General features: G+C 61.0%; 15 protein-coding genes. 10 read left to right on the top strand and 5 right to left on the bottom strand.

The features are described 5' to 3' along the window. The first annotated feature begins 128 nt into the window (after nucleotides 1-128). Complete coding sequence (gene ispH, locus PspCFBP13508_RS21190; protein WP_137215615.1) at nucleotides 129-1,073, top strand: 4-hydroxy-3-methylbut-2-enyl diphosphate reductase; 945 nt, start codon at nucleotides 129-131, stop codon at nucleotides 1,071-1,073. Here ispH and PspCFBP13508_RS21185 read toward each other — a convergent pair. Then, nucleotides 1,030-1,599 carry a GspH/FimT family protein gene (locus tag PspCFBP13508_RS21185; RefSeq protein WP_137215614.1) on the bottom strand — a complete coding sequence of 190 codons (570 nt, stop codon included), beginning with the start codon at nucleotides 1,597-1,599 and terminating at the stop codon, nucleotides 1,030-1,032. The two genes, ispH and PspCFBP13508_RS21185, sit on opposite strands and share 44 nt — an antisense overlap. 130 nt (nucleotides 1,600-1,729) lie before the next feature. On the opposite strand from PspCFBP13508_RS21185, the gene PspCFBP13508_RS21180 reads away from it, so the two are divergent. From PspCFBP13508_RS21180 to thiO, 7 genes are read left to right on the top strand one after another with little or no spacing between them, the layout of a single operon-like run. Beyond that, a complete protein-coding gene (locus PspCFBP13508_RS21180) occupies nucleotides 1,730-2,203 on the top strand; it encodes a GspH/FimT family pseudopilin (protein WP_137215613.1) in 474 nt (157 codons plus the stop codon). Then, entirely contained in the window at nucleotides 2,200-2,649 is a 450-nt protein-coding gene (gene pilV / locus PspCFBP13508_RS21175) for a type IV pilus modification protein PilV (protein WP_016773132.1), read from the top strand. Before PspCFBP13508_RS21180 ends, pilV begins: the two co-directional genes overlap by 4 nt. Then, on the top strand, nucleotides 2,646-3,359 hold the full coding sequence (locus PspCFBP13508_RS21170; protein WP_137215612.1) for a prepilin-type N-terminal cleavage/methylation domain-containing protein: 714 nt from the start codon (nucleotides 2,646-2,648) through the stop codon (nucleotides 3,357-3,359). Before pilV ends, PspCFBP13508_RS21170 begins: the two co-directional genes overlap by 4 nt. 11 nt (nucleotides 3,360-3,370) lie before the next feature. Continuing rightward, entirely contained in the window at nucleotides 3,371-3,850 is a 480-nt protein-coding gene (locus PspCFBP13508_RS21165) for a PilX N-terminal domain-containing pilus assembly protein (RefSeq protein ID WP_137215611.1), read from the top strand. Next, nucleotides 3,837-6,926: a PilC/PilY family type IV pilus protein gene (locus PspCFBP13508_RS21160; RefSeq protein WP_137215610.1), complete on the top strand. Its 3,090-nt coding sequence runs from the start codon at nucleotides 3,837-3,839 to the stop codon at nucleotides 6,924-6,926. The genes PspCFBP13508_RS21165 and PspCFBP13508_RS21160 overlap by 14 nt, the downstream gene beginning before the upstream one ends. 15 nt (nucleotides 6,927-6,941) lie before the next feature. Continuing rightward, entirely contained in the window at nucleotides 6,942-7,343 is a 402-nt protein-coding gene (locus PspCFBP13508_RS21155) for a type IV pilin protein (RefSeq protein WP_122706060.1), read from the top strand. A 57-nt stretch (nucleotides 7,344-7,400) separates the two neighbouring features. Further along, nucleotides 7,401-8,501, top strand: coding sequence for a glycine oxidase ThiO (thiO, locus tag PspCFBP13508_RS21150; RefSeq protein WP_137215609.1), 1,101 nt, complete (start codon nucleotides 7,401-7,403; stop codon nucleotides 8,499-8,501). A 92-nt stretch (nucleotides 8,502-8,593) separates the two neighbouring features. Here the strand turns inward: thiO and PspCFBP13508_RS21145 are convergent, their stop codons facing one another. The 4 genes from PspCFBP13508_RS21145 to PspCFBP13508_RS21130 all read right to left on the bottom strand — a co-directional run bounded on the left by PspCFBP13508_RS21145 (nucleotide 8,594) and on the right by PspCFBP13508_RS21130 (nucleotide 12,883). After that, nucleotides 8,594-9,940, bottom strand: coding sequence for a sigma-54 dependent transcriptional regulator (locus tag PspCFBP13508_RS21145; RefSeq protein WP_137215608.1), 1,347 nt, complete (start codon nucleotides 9,938-9,940; stop codon nucleotides 8,594-8,596). Then, entirely contained in the window at nucleotides 9,937-11,517 is a 1,581-nt protein-coding gene (locus PspCFBP13508_RS21140) for an ATP-binding protein (protein WP_137215607.1), read from the bottom strand. Before PspCFBP13508_RS21140 ends, PspCFBP13508_RS21145 begins: the two co-directional genes overlap by 4 nt. Continuing rightward, a complete protein-coding gene (locus tag PspCFBP13508_RS21135) occupies nucleotides 11,507-11,740 on the bottom strand; it encodes a PP0621 family protein (protein ID WP_016773138.1) in 234 nt (77 codons plus the stop codon). Before PspCFBP13508_RS21135 ends, PspCFBP13508_RS21140 begins: the two co-directional genes overlap by 11 nt. 126 nt (nucleotides 11,741-11,866) lie before the next feature. After that, nucleotides 11,867-12,883, bottom strand: coding sequence for an outer membrane protein assembly factor BamD (locus tag PspCFBP13508_RS21130; RefSeq protein ID WP_016773139.1), 1,017 nt, complete (start codon nucleotides 12,881-12,883; stop codon nucleotides 11,867-11,869). A 151-nt stretch (nucleotides 12,884-13,034) separates the two neighbouring features. Here PspCFBP13508_RS21130 and rluD point away from each other — a divergent pair, with 151 nt between their 5' ends. Next, a complete protein-coding gene (gene rluD, locus PspCFBP13508_RS21125) occupies nucleotides 13,035-13,997 on the top strand; it encodes a 23S rRNA pseudouridine(1911/1915/1917) synthase RluD (RefSeq protein ID WP_016773140.1) in 963 nt (320 codons plus the stop codon). Then, nucleotides 13,994-14,716 carry a peptidoglycan editing factor PgeF gene (gene pgeF / locus PspCFBP13508_RS21120; RefSeq protein ID WP_137215606.1) on the top strand — a complete coding sequence of 241 codons (723 nt, stop codon included), beginning with the start codon at nucleotides 13,994-13,996 and terminating at the stop codon, nucleotides 14,714-14,716. The genes rluD and pgeF overlap by 4 nt, the downstream gene beginning before the upstream one ends. The last annotated feature ends 30 nt before the right edge of the window (nucleotides 14,717-14,746 follow it).

The raw sequence follows: 14,746 nt of genomic DNA, 5'->3' as shown, positions 1-14,746 counted from the left end.
GAGCGAGCCTGCTCGCGAAAGCGGTGTGTCAACCAACAGAAATGTTGCAGGTGATGGCCCCTTCGCGAGCAGGCTCGCTCCCACAGTCTGTTTTCCATTGTTTTCGCGCGCAAGACACGAGGCACAGCATGCAAATCAAACTCGCCAACCCCCGTGGCTTCTGCGCCGGTGTGGACCGGGCGATCGAAATCGTCAACCGCGCCCTGGAAGTCTTCGGGCCGCCGATCTATGTGCGTCACGAAGTGGTGCACAACAAGTTCGTCGTCGAAGACCTGCGCAGCCGTGGCGCGATTTTCGTCGAAGAGCTCGATCAGGTACCCGATGACGTGATCGTCATCTTCAGCGCCCACGGTGTTTCGCAAGCCGTGCGCAACGAAGCCGCCGGTCGTGGCCTGAAAGTCTTCGATGCAACCTGCCCGCTGGTCACCAAGGTGCACATCGAAGTCGCCAAATACAGCCGCGACGGTCGCGAGTGCATCCTGATCGGCCACGCCGGTCACCCGGAAGTCGAAGGCACCATGGGCCAGTACGATGCGAGCAATGGCGGCGCGATCTACCTTGTCGAAGACGAGAAGGACGTGGCCGAATTGCAGGTGCGCGATCCGGAAAGACTCGCCTTCGTCACCCAGACCACGTTGTCGATGGACGACACCAGCCGCGTTATCGATGCCCTGCGCACGCGCTTCCCGGCCATTGGTGGTCCGCGCAAGGACGACATCTGCTACGCCACACAAAACCGCCAGGACGCCGTCAAGCAGCTGGCCGACGAGTGCGACGTGGTACTGGTGGTGGGCAGCCCGAACAGCTCCAACTCCAACCGTCTGCGTGAACTGGCTGAGCGCATGGCGACCCCGGCGTACCTGATCGACGGTGCCGAGGACCTGCAACAGAGCTGGTTCGACGGCGTCGAGCGCATCGGCATTACCGCTGGCGCCTCGGCGCCGGAAGTGCTGGTCCGGGGCGTGATTCAGCAATTGCAGGCCTGGGGCGCGACTGGTGCCGACGAGCTGGCTGGCCGTGAGGAGAACATCACGTTCTCGATGCCGAAAGAGCTGCGCGTCCGTTCGATCTGACGCTTCTGCCTTTGTCGCACAGCGCCTGCTCGGTTTCCTGACTGTTCAGGCGCACGCGACCGGTCGCCGCCAGCACGATCTGCCGCTGGCTGACCGGTTCGCGCGGCGAGCAGACGTGTATCGTCCCCGCCTGAAATCGCCGCCCCGGCATCAGCGGCTGCCCCAAATGACTGAACCGCACATAGCGGCTCACCCACCAGTTGCCGACAATCGGCACCTTCGCCTCTCTGGCGCGTTCAACCAGCAGCGGATTGCTGCTGTCCTCCGGCCCCTTGCCGCTTCGATCCAGAATGATCCGCCAACCCTGACTCCAGTCGCCGTCGATGCCATGGATCACCACGCTCTGATTGTGTGTGATCGCCAGTGTGCGAGCGTGGCGGATGCCTTCGAGCAGCGACTGCGCGGCGTGATCGCGTTGAGTCGCTTGCCTGAGCGTGGCGAACGCCGGGCTGACCAGCAGCAGAACAATTGCGCCAATCGCCAGTCCCATAAGCAGTTCAATCAGGCTGAAACCGTGTTGCGGCATGAAAAATCCCTCCGTGGAATGGTGTGAGCGGCGCATTCCGTGCGCCGCGCAGGGCAAATCAGTCGGCGGGTGCCGAGCGAATGTTCTAGCGTGTAAGAGCAGGTATAGCCGACGGCAACGGAGGGCACCGATGGATCTTCGTACAAAAGGTTTCACGCTGGTCGAGTTGCTGGTCGCCATTGCGGTGTTCCTGATACTGATCACGCTGGCGGTGCCGGCCTTTACCCGTACGATCCAGAGCAGCAAGGCAGATACCGAAGTCGGCGACTTGCAGCGGGCGATCAATTTCGCCCGCCTCGAGGCGATCAATCGCGGCGTGACCACGCGATTGCGTCCGACCGCTGGCGGCAGTGTCTGGACCGGTGAGCTGGCGGTCTACGACAGCACTGGCAATCCGGCCAATGTGTTGCGGGTTGTTCCAGAGATGAGCAGCGGCGCGATTCTGACACTACCCTCAGGAGTGACCGCACTGGATTTCAACAACCTCGGCGGTCTGGCGGCACCGTCGACGGCGGTGGTCATCGGTTACACGCTGGGCACGCAAAGCAGGACGCTGAACGTGTGTTTGAACGGACGCATTCAACTGGGTGGAAATTGCGGATGAGGGCAGGGAGCAAAAACGCACAGGAGGGCATGACGCTGATCGAAGTGCTGGTCGCGCTGCTGATTCTGACCGTCGGGCTGTTGGGTGCAGCGGCGGTGCAGCTCAATGCGCTGAAGTACACCGACAGTTCGCGGATGACCAGTCAGGCCAGCTTCATCGCCTATGACATGATGGATCGCATCCGCGCCAATTCCGGCGCCAACTACACCGTCACGCCACCGACCTCGGGCAATCTCAGTAATGCGCGGGACCAGGACCTCTACGACTTCACCACCAACATCGCCAACTTCGGCGGCCCGACCGCGACAGGCAGCATCACCCTCAATCAACGGGTCTACACAATCACCATTACCTGGAGCGACGCGCGCGCGGCGAACGCTGCAAGTGCCCAGCGCAGTTTCGTCCTGACCAGCCGGGCGGCGGTCGATCCGGTGGCGACACCATGAAGCGCTGCAACCGTGGTTTCGGCCTGATCGAGTTGCTGATTGCTCTGGCTTTAGGGTTGATCTTCGTACTCGGTGTGGTGCAGATTTTCATCGCCGCAAAAAACACTTACGTCAGTCAGAACAGCGCCGCGGCGATGCAGGAAGACGCGCGCTTCGTCCTCAGCAAAATGATTCAGGAAATCCGTATGGTCGGCATGTTCGGCTGCCTCGGCACCATCGTCGACTCCAGCTCAGCAGGGGATTTCAACACTGCGCAACTCACTCCGATCAACTGGGACAACGCCAGTCTCAAGCTGACCCTGGTCACCGCCGATGTCGGCAGCGGCGGGGGAACGCCGACCTGGACGGTGATTTCCGATTGCCGCAACAGCGCGGTCGCCTACAGCGGATTGCGCAGCCCGACCACGGGGCAGATCGCGTTCCCGATCCGGCGTCTGATCTACAGCTTCAGTCACAACCAGATTCTCATGGGCACCGGCAGCGGCAATCCGGCGCAGCAAGTGCTGGTGAACAATGTCAGCGCCTTCAACGTCACCTTCGGCCTGGCCAGCTCGGCGACCGACGTCGCAGCCTCGACCTACAGCAGCAACCCTGGCGATCCCGCGCGCATCCGCAGTGTGCGCCTGAGCCTGACCCTCACCGACCCGAACAATCGGGTGCGCAATCAAACCTTCAACGTGGTTGCGGCATTGCGCAATCGCTTGCCATGAGGGGGGCGGCGATGAGGATTTCCTTGCAGCAACGTCAGGCCCAGCGCGGCATGGTCTTGTTGGTCAGCCTAGTGTTTCTGCTGTTGCTGACATTGATCGGTTTGTCCTCGATGCAGAGCGCCAACCTGCAAGAGAAAATGGCCGGCAGCGTCAGCCTGCGCAATCAATCGTTTCAGGCGGCCGAAGCAGCATTGCGGATCGGCGAAAGCGCGGTGCAACTGGACAGTTATTCGTTGGCGGTGTGCAGCGGCACGAGCCAATGTCTGCCGCCGGCGGAATCGTTATCGGTCAGCTCGGCAGGTTTCAATTCGACCTCCGGGGTGACCTGGATCGCTGCCGGTAATGGCTTTTATGGCGTGCAGAACATCGGCACGACCCTGACGGCGGTGAACGTGCCGAGCAACACCTCGGCAACCTTGTATCGAGTCACTGCGGTCGGCATCGCCGGCAATTCGCGTAGCGTGGTGGAGAGTGTCTATGCGAAGTATTGAGCACGGCGCCTCGTTGCTGGTCGGCATGCTGCTGAGTTTCTATCTGGCGGCGCCGGCCTGGGCCTTCACGCCGTCTGATTCGCCATTGCTGAGCGCGGCAGCGGTGGCGCCGAACGTGATGCTGCTGATCGATGATTCGGGGAGCATGAACAGCATCATCTACGCCGCCGAATTCAACCCTAACGTCAACCGCACTCCCGCCCGGCAGTGCAATGCGTTCCTCGGCTTGTGCTCTGCACTCAATGCGCCGCAGATTACCGGCGACTTGGTGTTTCTATCGAGCCTGCCGACTTCCGGTTGCTCGGGAGGCGCCTATGCGTTCTACAACAACAGCGTGGCGCCGTTGTGCCTCAAGCTCCCCGACCCCGTAGGCAACGAGAACACTCGGTATTCCGCCGATTACATTTCCTACATAGTCAGCCTGGCCATCAGCAACGGCACCCGCGACTTCACCACCGGGGCGATTCCCAACGATTACCGGATGAACGTCGCGCGCAACGTTTCCACCGCACTGGTGAGCAGCAACCGCACCTTGCGCATGGGCCTGTCGACGTTCAATCCGGCCACCAGCACCAACCCGGGCAATGGCGGCTTCATTGCCCGCTCGATCACCGACCTGTCGCCGGTGACCGGCAGCGTGACCCAAGCCCAGGCGGACACGAACTACAACGCGCTGATTTCATCGATCAATGGCTTGAACGCAGTCGCCAATACGCCGTTGGCCGAGAGCTACTACGAAGTCACCCGCTACATGCGTGGTCTGGCGCCTTACTACAACGGCACGCCGGCGACCTATAGCAGCCCGATTCAATATCGCTGCCAGAAAAACTACGGCGTGGTGATTACCGATGGCTTGCCGACCTATGACCGTACCTTCCCGACCAACGATCCGCTGGGAGGCAGTCGCTTACCGAACTGGGATGGCGTGAATAACGATGGCGACAACCTCAACGGTGACGGCGAAGGTGACACGCTGTATCTGGATGACATTGCCAAATTCGCCTTCGACATCGACATGCGCTCGACCGGCACCGACGCCGCCGGCAAAAGCTGGAACGCAGTGGATTTTCCCAGGCAGTACATGAACACCTATACGGTTGGCTTCGCTGCGGATAATGACATGTTGTCCGACGCCGCCAGTTACGGGCAGGGCAGGTATTACCAGGCGACCGACAGCTCCGGGCTCAATGCGGCGTTATCGTCAGCACTGAGCGATATCACTTCCAAGGCCGGCTCCGGTGGTGCCGGCGTCGCCAGCAGCAGCACCTTGACCAGTGGCAGCAGTTTTTACCAGACCACTTACGATCCCAAGGATTGGCGCGGCACGATCAGGTCGTTCGGCTTTACCTCGACAGGCACGGTGAATACCTCGGCGGCGCAATGGTCGACCGACACCACTATCGTGCCCTCTGCCACCGCGCCGACTTTTCAGTCATGGAACACGTTGAGCAATACGCCAATTGCCCTGGCACTCCTCAACTTTTCCCCGACACAGCAGACTACGCTGAATCAGGGATTGCCTACCGGAATCAACGGCAATGATCTGGTGGAGTGGAGCAAGGGGACCAACAAGGCCGGGCTCAAAGTGCGCACTGCGCTGCTCGGCGACATCATCAATTCGCCGCTGGTACTCGCGTCGCCTTCGGACAAGACCGCATCCGATCTGACGGGTGACAGCAGTTACACCAACTACCTGACCACCAAGGCTGCGAACATGAATACCAGCCTGGTGGTGAACGCCAACGACGGTTTCGTCAACGTGATCAATTCGGCGAACGGCACTCGCCGTTATGCCTACATGCCCTCCAGCGTGCTGCCTTCCTTGCGTCTGATCGCGGACACCAACTACGTCAACGGCGTCAGCCACAAGTTTCTCGTGGACGGTCAGGTCGGCGTGTTCGATGCGCAGGCCGGCACTACCTGGAAAACCCTGGCCATTGGCGGAACGGGGGCGGGTGGCAAAACCTTCTATGGGTTGCAGCTGTTCGATGCCTCGGCAGGTAACGTGATCAAGGCACTGTGGGAAGTCAGTGCGCCGGCCACGGCCAATGCGTCGAATGCTTTCAATGATCTGGGTTACGCCTACGCCCGTCCGGAAGTGGCACGCTTGGCCAATGGTCGCTGGGCGACATTCATCGCCAACGGCTACGGCAGCAATTCGGGGGTTGCGGCTTTGTATGTACTGGATGCAATGGATGGTTCGCTGATCAGGAAAATCGTCATCGACAGCACGGAAACCAGCAACGGTCTGTCTTCGGTAAAACTCAGGGTCAATTCCTCGAACGTGGTGCAGGCTGCCTACGCTGGTGACCTGAAGGGGCGTATGTGGAAATTCGACTTGAGCGCACCCGGGGCAGAAAGCTGGGGCGTGGCGTTTGCCGGCAAGCCTTTGTTTACAGCCCCGGGTGGGGCAACGCAGCCGATTACTGCGCAACCGCTGCTGGCGGATAATCCGCAGGGCGGCAAGCAAGTGTTCTTTGGCACCGGCAAGTTCAACGAGACTGCCGACAAGAGCAACAAGGATCTGCAGGCGTTCTATTCGATCTGGGATGCAGAGGGTGGTGCCGGGCAAATCACCGTCAGCAGTTTGCAGGCGCAGGCGATAACCGGCTCGTTCTCCGGCAGTTCCGGGCAGTTCCTGACCACCAGCCAGAATGAAACGACCTATCCGGCAGAGAAAGGCTGGTATCTGCCGCTGGTGTATAACAACGTGCTGACTGGTGAGCGCGTGATCAACCAAGCCAGTATTGTTTTAGGGCGAGTTGTTTTCACCACTGCCAGCGTCGATACCACTGACCCTTGTTCGAGCTTTGGTACGGGCAGGTTGGTCGAACTGGATGCGTTCAACGGTAAGATGCTCAACTATGCCGTGATCGACACCACCGGCGACCGTTTAGTCGACAGCAACGATACGATATCCAGCGGCGTGATTTTTACCGGCGGCATTCCGACCCTGAACTTCATCTCCGCTAACGGCGAGCGCAAGGGCACGACTGACACCAGCGGCGCGGTCACGGTCATTGTGGAAAAGGGTGGCGGCGGCAGCCGTCGTATCATGTGGCGACAAATCCAGTAAGCGAGAATTTGAGGCATGCGCAGATCCAGCCGAGGCTTTACCCTGATCGAGATCATGATCGTCATCGCGATTATCGGGATCATCCTCACCATCAGCATTCCCAGCTACAACGAATACGTGAAGAAGGGCCGTCGCGCCGAAGTAGTCTCGCTGCTCTCGGAGCAGGCGCAGACCCTCGAACGCTTCTATACCCGCAACAATGTCTACACCGGCGTCACCGGGCTGAGCACGGGCAATGATTTCTACACCATCACCCCGACGCTGACCGACCAGACCTTTGTGCTGACTGCGGTGCGTAAAACCGGCTCGGCCATGGCGACCGACAAGTGCGGGGATTTCACCCTGACCAACACTGGCGTGCGAAGCATGAACAACGCGACCACCGGAGTGACCGCCAAGGATTGCTGGGGCCGCTGACGCATTCTTTTTCGGGCGCCTTTTGCGCCCACTGTCTTTTTTACGGTTGGATCAAACATGACCAGGCAACAGCAAGTGGTGATTGTCGGTGGCGGGGTGATTGGCCTGCTCACTGCCTACAATCTTGCCTCCGAAGTGCGCAGCGTAGTGCTGCTGGATCGCTCGAATGTCGGCCAGGAATCATCCTGGGCTGGCGGCGGCATCGTTTCGCCGTTGTACCCGTGGCGCTACAGTCCGGCAGTCACCGCACTGGCGCATTGGTCGCAGGATTTTTATCCACAGCTTGGCCAGCGCTTGTTTGCTGACACCGAGGTTGATCCTGAAGTGCACACCACCGGTCTGTACTGGCTCGACCTGGACGATGAAGCCGAAGCCCTGGCCTGGGCCGAGCGGGAAAACCGCCCGCTGCGGGCTGTGGATATCTCGGCGGCGCATGACGCGGTGCGGGTGCTCGGCAGCGGTTTCAGCCGGGCGATCTACATGGCCGATGTCGCCAACGTGCGCAATCCACGGCTGGTCAAATCGCTGAAAGCCGCGCTGCTGGCGCTGCCGAACGTGACGATTCATGAACAATGCGAAGTCAGTGGCTTCGTCCGCGAGGGCGAGCGCGTGGTCGGCGTGCAGACTCCGACGGGCGTGATCAACGGCGACCAGATTGTGCTGACAGCGGGGGCGTGGAGCGGTGATCTGCTCAAGACGCTGAACCTGTCGCTGCCGGTCGAGCCGGTCAAAGGCCAGATGATTCTTTATAAGTGCGCGGCTGATTTTTTACCGAGCATGGTGCTGGCCAAGGGACGATATGCGATCCCCCGCCGTGACGGTCATATTTTGATCGGCAGCACGCTGGAGCACGAAGGCTACGACAAGACGCCGACCGATGTAGCGCTGCAAAGCCTCAAGGCCTCGGCGATCGAATTGTTGCCGGCACTGGCGGATGCCGAAGTGGTCGGGCACTGGGCGGGGCTGCGGCCGGGGTCGCCGGAAGGCATTCCGTTTATTGGCCGAGTGCCCGGGTTCGAGGGGTTGTGGCTGAACTGCGGACATTACCGCAACGGGCTGGTGCTGGCGCCGGCGTCGTGTCAGTTGTTTGCCGACGTGATGCTGGGGCGGGCGCCGATCATTGATCCGGCGCCGTATGCGCCTGAGGGTCGTATTTAGTCAGAGGCTGGTAGACTGCCTTCGCGAGCAGGCTCGCTCCCACAGGAATACTCATTCCAAATGTGGGAGCGAGCCTGCTCGCGAAGGGGCCTTTAATCCAGGCCCAACTTCTTCAGCCGATAGCGCATTGACCGAAACGACAGACTCAACCGCTGCGCCGCCGCCGTGCGGTTCCAGCGGGTTTCCTCCAATGCCTGCAGAATGAGTTTGCGCTCGACGCTCTCCAGATAATCCTCGAGATTGTCGATCTGCGTCAGGTCGGCCGGTGTGCCATCCGCCGAGCAATTACCTTCGCTCAAACGCAGATCCTGCGCCTCGATCGTGCGGTTTTCACACAGGGTGTGCGCGCGTTCGAGGACGTTCTCCAGTTCGCGCACATTGCCGGGAAAGCGATAGTTCTTCAGCGCCTCCAGCGCCTGCGGGTGCAGGCGTGCTTCGGGTTGTCCGGTGTCTTTGGCCAGGCGCTTGAGCACGTGCATGGCAAGCGCCTCGATGTCGTCGCGGCGTTCGCGCAGGGACGGTACGCGCAGTTCGATGACGTTGAGCCGGTAATACAGATCCTGGCGGAAACGCTCGGCTGAAACTTCGGCTTCAAGGTCTTTGTGGGTGGCGCAAAGGATGCGCACATCCACCACCGTTTCCTGCTGGCCGCCGACGCTGCGCACGGCTTTTTCCTGAATCGCCCGCAGCAGCTTCACCTGCATCGACAGTGGCAGGTCGGCGACTTCATCGAGAAACAGGGTGCCGCCATGGGCCGCTTGAAACAGCCCCGGCTTGTCTTCGACGGCTCCAGTGAAACTGCCTTTGCGGTGGCCGAAAAATTCGCTTTCCATCAGTTCCGATGGAATTGCCCCGCAGTTCACCGGCACAAAGGGTTGGCTGGCGCGCGGACCTTGTTCGTGGATCAGACGCGCGACCAGTTCTTTGCCGCTGCCGGATTCACCACTGATGTACACCGGCGCCTGACTGCGTGCGAGCTTGTCGATCTGCTTGCGCAGATTGGCCATCGGCGGCGAGTCGCCCAGCAAGCGTCGCTCGATTGCCGTGCTCAAGCCGCCCGCTGTCGGCATTCGCAGCGCCGAGCTGACCAGTTCGCGCAAGCGCGGCAGTTCCACCGGTTTGGTGAGGAAGTCGAACGCGCCAGCCTTCAGCGCATTGATTGCAGTTTCCAGGCTGCCGTACGCAGTGATCATCGCCACCGGCAAGTGTGGGGCGCGTTGCTGGATGTGTTGCACAAGCTCCAGCCCGGTGCCGTCGGGCAGGCGCATGTCGGTCAGGCACAGGTCAAAGTGCTCGCGCTGCAACAGCGCCTGAGCTTCGCCCAGATTGCGTGCGCTGAAGGTCTCGAGTTTCATCCGTCCCAGGGTGATTTCCAGGAGCTCGCGGATATCCGGTTCGTCGTCGACGATTAGAATTTTTTGCCGTGGGCTTGTATTCAACTTTGTTTCCGTCCGTGAGCAAAAGTGATGCGAAAGCAGCCGCCGCCTTGGCGTGATTTGAAGTCTAGGCGTGCCTGATTGCTTTCGCACAGCTCACGGGACAGATAAAGGCCAAGGCCGGTGCCCTGGCTGCTGGTAGTGAAGAACGGCTCAAACAGATGCGCCTGTTCATCGGCCGACACGCCGGGGCCGTTGTCCTGCACTTCGAGCACTGCCAATTGGCTTTCGGGGTCGACAAACAGTGCCAGCCAGACGTCGGCCTGCTCGTGCAGTTGGGCACTGTGACGCCAGGCGTTGCGGATCAGATTGTCGAGAATCTGCCGCAGCTGGTTGGGGTCCATCAGCGTGGTGAAATCGCCGGAATTGATTCGCAGATGAATGTGCTGGCGCTCATTGGCCTGCTCGCGGGTTTCGCCGACGAAGTCTTCCAGCCACGGCTTGAGGTCCAGCCGTTGCGGCGCGCTTTGCTGGCGGCGGGACAGTTGCAGGACGTTTTCGATGACTCGGTTCATGCGCTGGGAGTGGTCTTGAATAATCTGCGTCAGACGCCGATCTGCGCTATCGAGTTCCTCGGACTCGGCCAACAGCTGCGCGGCATGACTGATCGCGCCCAGTGGATTGCGAATTTCATGGGAGATGCCGGCGGTCAAACGCCCGAGCGCAGCGAGCTTGAGTTGCTGGGCTTGTTGGGTGATTTGCGCCAGGTCTTCGAGAAACACCAGCGTCTGCTGGTTCGGACTCTGCTCGAGAGCGATGAAGCTGGGTTGCAGCTCAAGGCCATTGCCGGGGATTTTCAGGCTCTGCGGGCGCAAGGTCGGGTTGTTGCGCCACAGTTGCAGACGCTCGACCAGTGCTGGCGAATATTCGTCGATCAAATGACCTTGCAGGTGACTATGGGCGAGCAGACTCTGCGCGCTGTGATTGGCCAGTTGCACCCGGCGTTGCTCATCGAGCACCAGAATCCCCGTGCGCATGCGTTGCAGGATCAACGCGTTCAGCGCCTCCAGGCTGACCACCTCGCTGGCGCGCTGTTCGGCCAGGGTCTCGCTGACTTCGAGGCGACGAATCAACCCTTGTACCAGCAGCGAGGCGGCAAAGCACAGCGCGCCGAGGGTGCCGGCTTGCAAGTAGGCATTGGCGCTCAAAGGGCGGCTGAGCCCCAGCAGAAAGCTCAGGCCGACAATGCCGATCGCCGCAATGGCGGCAATCAGCAGGCCGATGCGTCGGCGCAGCAGGGTGTTGCTGATCGCCACCGAGACCACCAGCAAATTGCCCAGCGCACTGGCCACGCCGCCCGCCGCGTAGAACAGGCCGCACAACAGCAGCACATCGACAAGCGCCAGGGAGAACAACTGCGCCGGGCGCCGGGTGTTTTCGAGGAACACCACCAGCAGCATGTTGATGATCAGGTACAGCCAGCTGCCGCCGCGCAGCAGATCGTCGTTGGCCGACGTCAGCAGGCTGTTGTCCATGTTGCTGGAGATCAGCAGCACCAGGGTGATGCCGACACTTAACCGGTACAGGTGATAAAGGCGCAGCAGACGCTGAGCCTGTTTTTGGTCGGTCTCAGCGACCACTGGCGCCCGGGCCTTGCTCGAGATGAGCCTGGCTGCAATACCACAGTTGCTGGTTGCCCAGCGCGCGGTCGCGGGGCAGGTGCACACCGCAGTGGGCGCAGCGCACCATCGGCGGCGCGTCCTGTTCGCGCGGCGATCGGGTGGACGAGGCGGGGGCCTTGAATTTGCGCCAGAGCCAGATGGCGGCGAAGATCAGGGCAATCCAGAACAATAAACGAAGCATGATGAGCGGCTTTTCGACTGATGATCCGGCAGTTTAGCCAAGGACCCGATCAGCGCACAGCCTATTAAAGCGCGGCAATAAAAAAGGGAGATCCGCAGATCTCCCTTTTTCGTACAGCCGGTGTGATCAGTCGAACACGCCGAAGGTCATGTAGCTGAACCACGAGCGATCGGTGTCGCTGGATTCCGGCTCTGGCTCTTCGATAACGTCGCCGTTCTCGTCCTTAGGCTTGAGCTCGTTCGGGATTGCATCTTTCGCGTCCTGGAACTGCTTCTGCACGTCCTGGTTGGCGCGGGTTTCGCCCGGCGGCAGCGGTGGACGCGATTCGATCAGGCCCAAAGTCGCCTTGCTCAGGAACGAACGGTTGTCGGCCTCGGCTACGCGTGGCACGAACTGGCCATCTTGCAGGCTCGGATGATCCGGGTAGTTGAGTTTCAGGGTTTCCAGGCTGGTGGCCGCCAGATCGTCGAGATGCAGACGCTGGTAAGCCTCGGTCATCACCGCCAGGCCGTCGCCGACCGATGGGGTTTCCTGGAAGTTCTCGACCACGTACTTGCCACGGTTGGCAGCGGCTACGTAAGCCTGACGGGTCAGGTAGTAGTCAGCGACGTGGATTTCGTAGGCCGCCAGCAGGTTGCGCAGGTAGATCATGCGCTGCTTGGCGTCCGGCGCGTAGCGGCTGTTCGGGTAGCGGCTGGTCAGCTGCGCGAACTCGTTGTACGAGTCACGGGCGGCGCCCGGGTCGCGCTTGGTCATGTCCAGCGGCAGGAAGCGCGCCAGCAGGCCGACGTCCTGGTCGAACGAGGTCAGACCCTTGAGGTAGTACGCGTAATCCACGTTCGGATGCTGCGGATGCAAACGAATGAAACGCTCGGCGGCAGACTTTGCAGCTTCCGGCTCGGCGTTCTTGTAGTTGGCGTAGATCAACTCCAGCTGAGCCTGATCGGCGTAGCGACCGAACGGATAACGCGACTCCAGAGCCTTCAGCTTGGCTGTGGCGCTGGTGTAGCTGTTGTTGTCCAGATCAGTCTGAGCCTGCTGATACAGCTCGGCTTCGCTGAGGTTTTCGTCTACGACTTCCTTCGATGAGCAAGCAGCGGTCAATGCGAGGATGGCGATCAGCAGCAGGTGTTTCACTTGCATGGCGGCTTGCGTCCCTATGACGGCCGCTGTCTTGGGCGGGGCCGTCCTGTTATGATGAGCGCCCCGTTGAAAAGCCTCGGGGCAAAAGACGCCGTATTTAACCACAAGCGCGCAGCCGAAACCAAAGGCTGTGCCGACGCCCAGTCCGAGCATGTCCGATAAAATTGAACTTCGCGCAGAGGTGCCGTCCGAATTGGGCGGCCAACGCCTCGATCAAGTCGCCGCCCAACTCTTCGCTGAGCACTCACGCTCGCGCCTTTCCGCCTGGATCAAAGAAGGTCGCCTGACTGTGGACGGGGCGGTGATCCGCCCGCGCGACATTGTGCATGGCGGTGCCGTCCTTGAGCTGACTGCCGAGCAGGAAGCCCAGGGCGAGTGGATCGCCCAGGACATCGAGCTCGACATCGTCTATGAAGACGACGACATCCTGGTCATCAACAAGCCTGCGGGCCTGGTGGTGCACCCGGCTGCCGGTCATGCCGATGGCACCCTGCTCAACGCTTTGTTGCACCATGTGCCGGACATCATCAATGTCCCGCGCGCCGGTATCGTGCATCGTCTGGACAAGGACACCACCGGTCTGATGGTGGTGGCCAAGACCATTCAGGCGCAGACCAAGCTGGTCGCACAATTGCAGAGCCGCAGCGTCAGCCGTATCTACGAGTGCATCGTCATTGGCGTGGTCACCGCCGGTGGCAAGATCAATGCGCCGATCGGTCGTCACGGCCAGCAACGCCAGCGCATGGCAGTGATGGAAGGCGGCAAGCCTGCCGTCAGCCACTACCGCGTGCTCGAGCGTTTCCGTTCGCACACCCACGTTCGGGTGAAACTGGAAACCGGTCGGACCCACCAGATCCGCGTGCACATGGCGCACATCAACTTCCCGTTGGTCGGCGATCCGGCGTACGGCGGGCGCTTCCGCATTCCGCCAGCGGCCAACCCGACCATGGTGGAATCGCTCAAGCACTTCCCGCGTCAGGCGCTGCACGCGCGCTTCCTGGAACTCGATCATCCGACGAGCGGTGAGCGCATGAGCTGGGAATCGCCGCTGCCGGAAGATTTCGTCTGGCTGCTGACCCTGCTCAAGCAGGATCGCGAGGCCTTCGTCGGATGAACTGGCTGACGCCGGACTGGCCTGCGCCGGCCAGCGTCAGGGCCTGTGTCACCACCCGCGAGGGTGGTGTCAGCGAGGCGCCGTTCGACAGCCTGAATCTGGGTGATCACGTCGATGATCGCCCGCAAGCGGTGGCCGAAAATCGTCGCCGCTTGACCGAACACTTCTCCATACAGCCTGCCTGGTTGCAGCAAGTGCACGGGATCACCGTTGCCCATGCTGATCCGGGCATCGTTGCGACTGCAGATGCCAGTTGGACGGCAACGCCGGGTGTTGCCTGTGCGGCGATGACGGCAGACTGTTTGCCGGCATTGTTCTGCGATCGTGCCGGCACGCGTGTCGCGGCCGCTCATGCCGGTTGGCGTGGTCTGGCGGCGGGCGTGCTTGAGGCAACTCTCGACAGCCTCGATGTTGCACCTGAAGACGTGCTGGTCTGGCTCGGTCCGGCGATTGGTCCGCAAGCATTTGAAGTCGGCGCGGAAGTACGCGAAGTCTTCGTCAACCAGTTGCCGGAAGCGGCGACAGCCTTCGTGCCGAGCCACAATCCCGGCAAGTTCATGGCCGACATCTATCACCTGGCGCGCCTGCGTCTGGCTGAACGCGGTGTTACCGCTGTTTATGGTGGCGGTTTCTGCACCGTGACCGATCCGCGCTTCTTCTCCTATCGCCGTGCGTCGCGCACTGGGCGCTTCGCCTCTCTCGTTTGGATCACCCGCTAGACTTGGCTGATCTGCATCAACCCTCCGACG

It is taken from the genome of Pseudomonas sp. CFBP13508, from assembly GCF_005233515.1.
GTDB classification, from domain to species: Bacteria; Pseudomonadota; Gammaproteobacteria; order Pseudomonadales; family Pseudomonadaceae; genus Aquipseudomonas; species Aquipseudomonas mercuritolerans.
This window is presented reverse-complemented; position numbering and strand designations above follow the sequence as displayed.

What these genes read in the sequence shown, in the direction of transcription:
- ispH (WP_137215615.1), top strand. Translation starts at nt 129, where the DNA reads ATGCAAATCAAACTCGCCAACCCCCGTGGCTTCTGCGCCGGTGTGGAC.
- pgeF (WP_137215606.1), top strand. Translation starts at nt 13,994, where the DNA reads ATGAACTGGCTGACGCCGGACTGGCCTGCGCCGGCCAGCGTCAGGGCC.
- thiO (WP_137215609.1), top strand. Translation starts at nt 7,401, where the DNA reads ATGACCAGGCAACAGCAAGTGGTGATTGTCGGTGGCGGGGTGATTGGC.
- PspCFBP13508_RS21170 (WP_137215612.1), top strand. Translation starts at nt 2,646, where the DNA reads ATGAAGCGCTGCAACCGTGGTTTCGGCCTGATCGAGTTGCTGATTGCT.
- PspCFBP13508_RS21165 (WP_137215611.1), top strand. Translation starts at nt 3,371, where the DNA reads ATGAGGATTTCCTTGCAGCAACGTCAGGCCCAGCGCGGCATGGTCTTG.
- PspCFBP13508_RS21160 (WP_137215610.1), top strand. Translation starts at nt 3,837, where the DNA reads ATGCGAAGTATTGAGCACGGCGCCTCGTTGCTGGTCGGCATGCTGCTG.
- pilV (WP_016773132.1), top strand. Translation starts at nt 2,200, where the DNA reads ATGAGGGCAGGGAGCAAAAACGCACAGGAGGGCATGACGCTGATCGAA.
- PspCFBP13508_RS21155 (WP_122706060.1), top strand. Translation starts at nt 6,942, where the DNA reads ATGCGCAGATCCAGCCGAGGCTTTACCCTGATCGAGATCATGATCGTC.
- PspCFBP13508_RS21185 (WP_137215614.1), bottom strand. Translation starts at nt 1,599, where the DNA reads ATGCCGCAACACGGTTTCAGCCTGATTGAACTGCTTATGGGACTGGCG.
- PspCFBP13508_RS21180 (WP_137215613.1), top strand. Translation starts at nt 1,730, where the DNA reads ATGGATCTTCGTACAAAAGGTTTCACGCTGGTCGAGTTGCTGGTCGCC.
- rluD (WP_016773140.1), top strand. Translation starts at nt 13,035, where the DNA reads ATGTCCGATAAAATTGAACTTCGCGCAGAGGTGCCGTCCGAATTGGGC.
- PspCFBP13508_RS21135 (WP_016773138.1), bottom strand. Translation starts at nt 11,740, where the DNA reads ATGCTTCGTTTATTGTTCTGGATTGCCCTGATCTTCGCCGCCATCTGG.
- PspCFBP13508_RS21130 (WP_016773139.1), bottom strand. Translation starts at nt 12,883, where the DNA reads ATGCAAGTGAAACACCTGCTGCTGATCGCCATCCTCGCATTGACCGCT.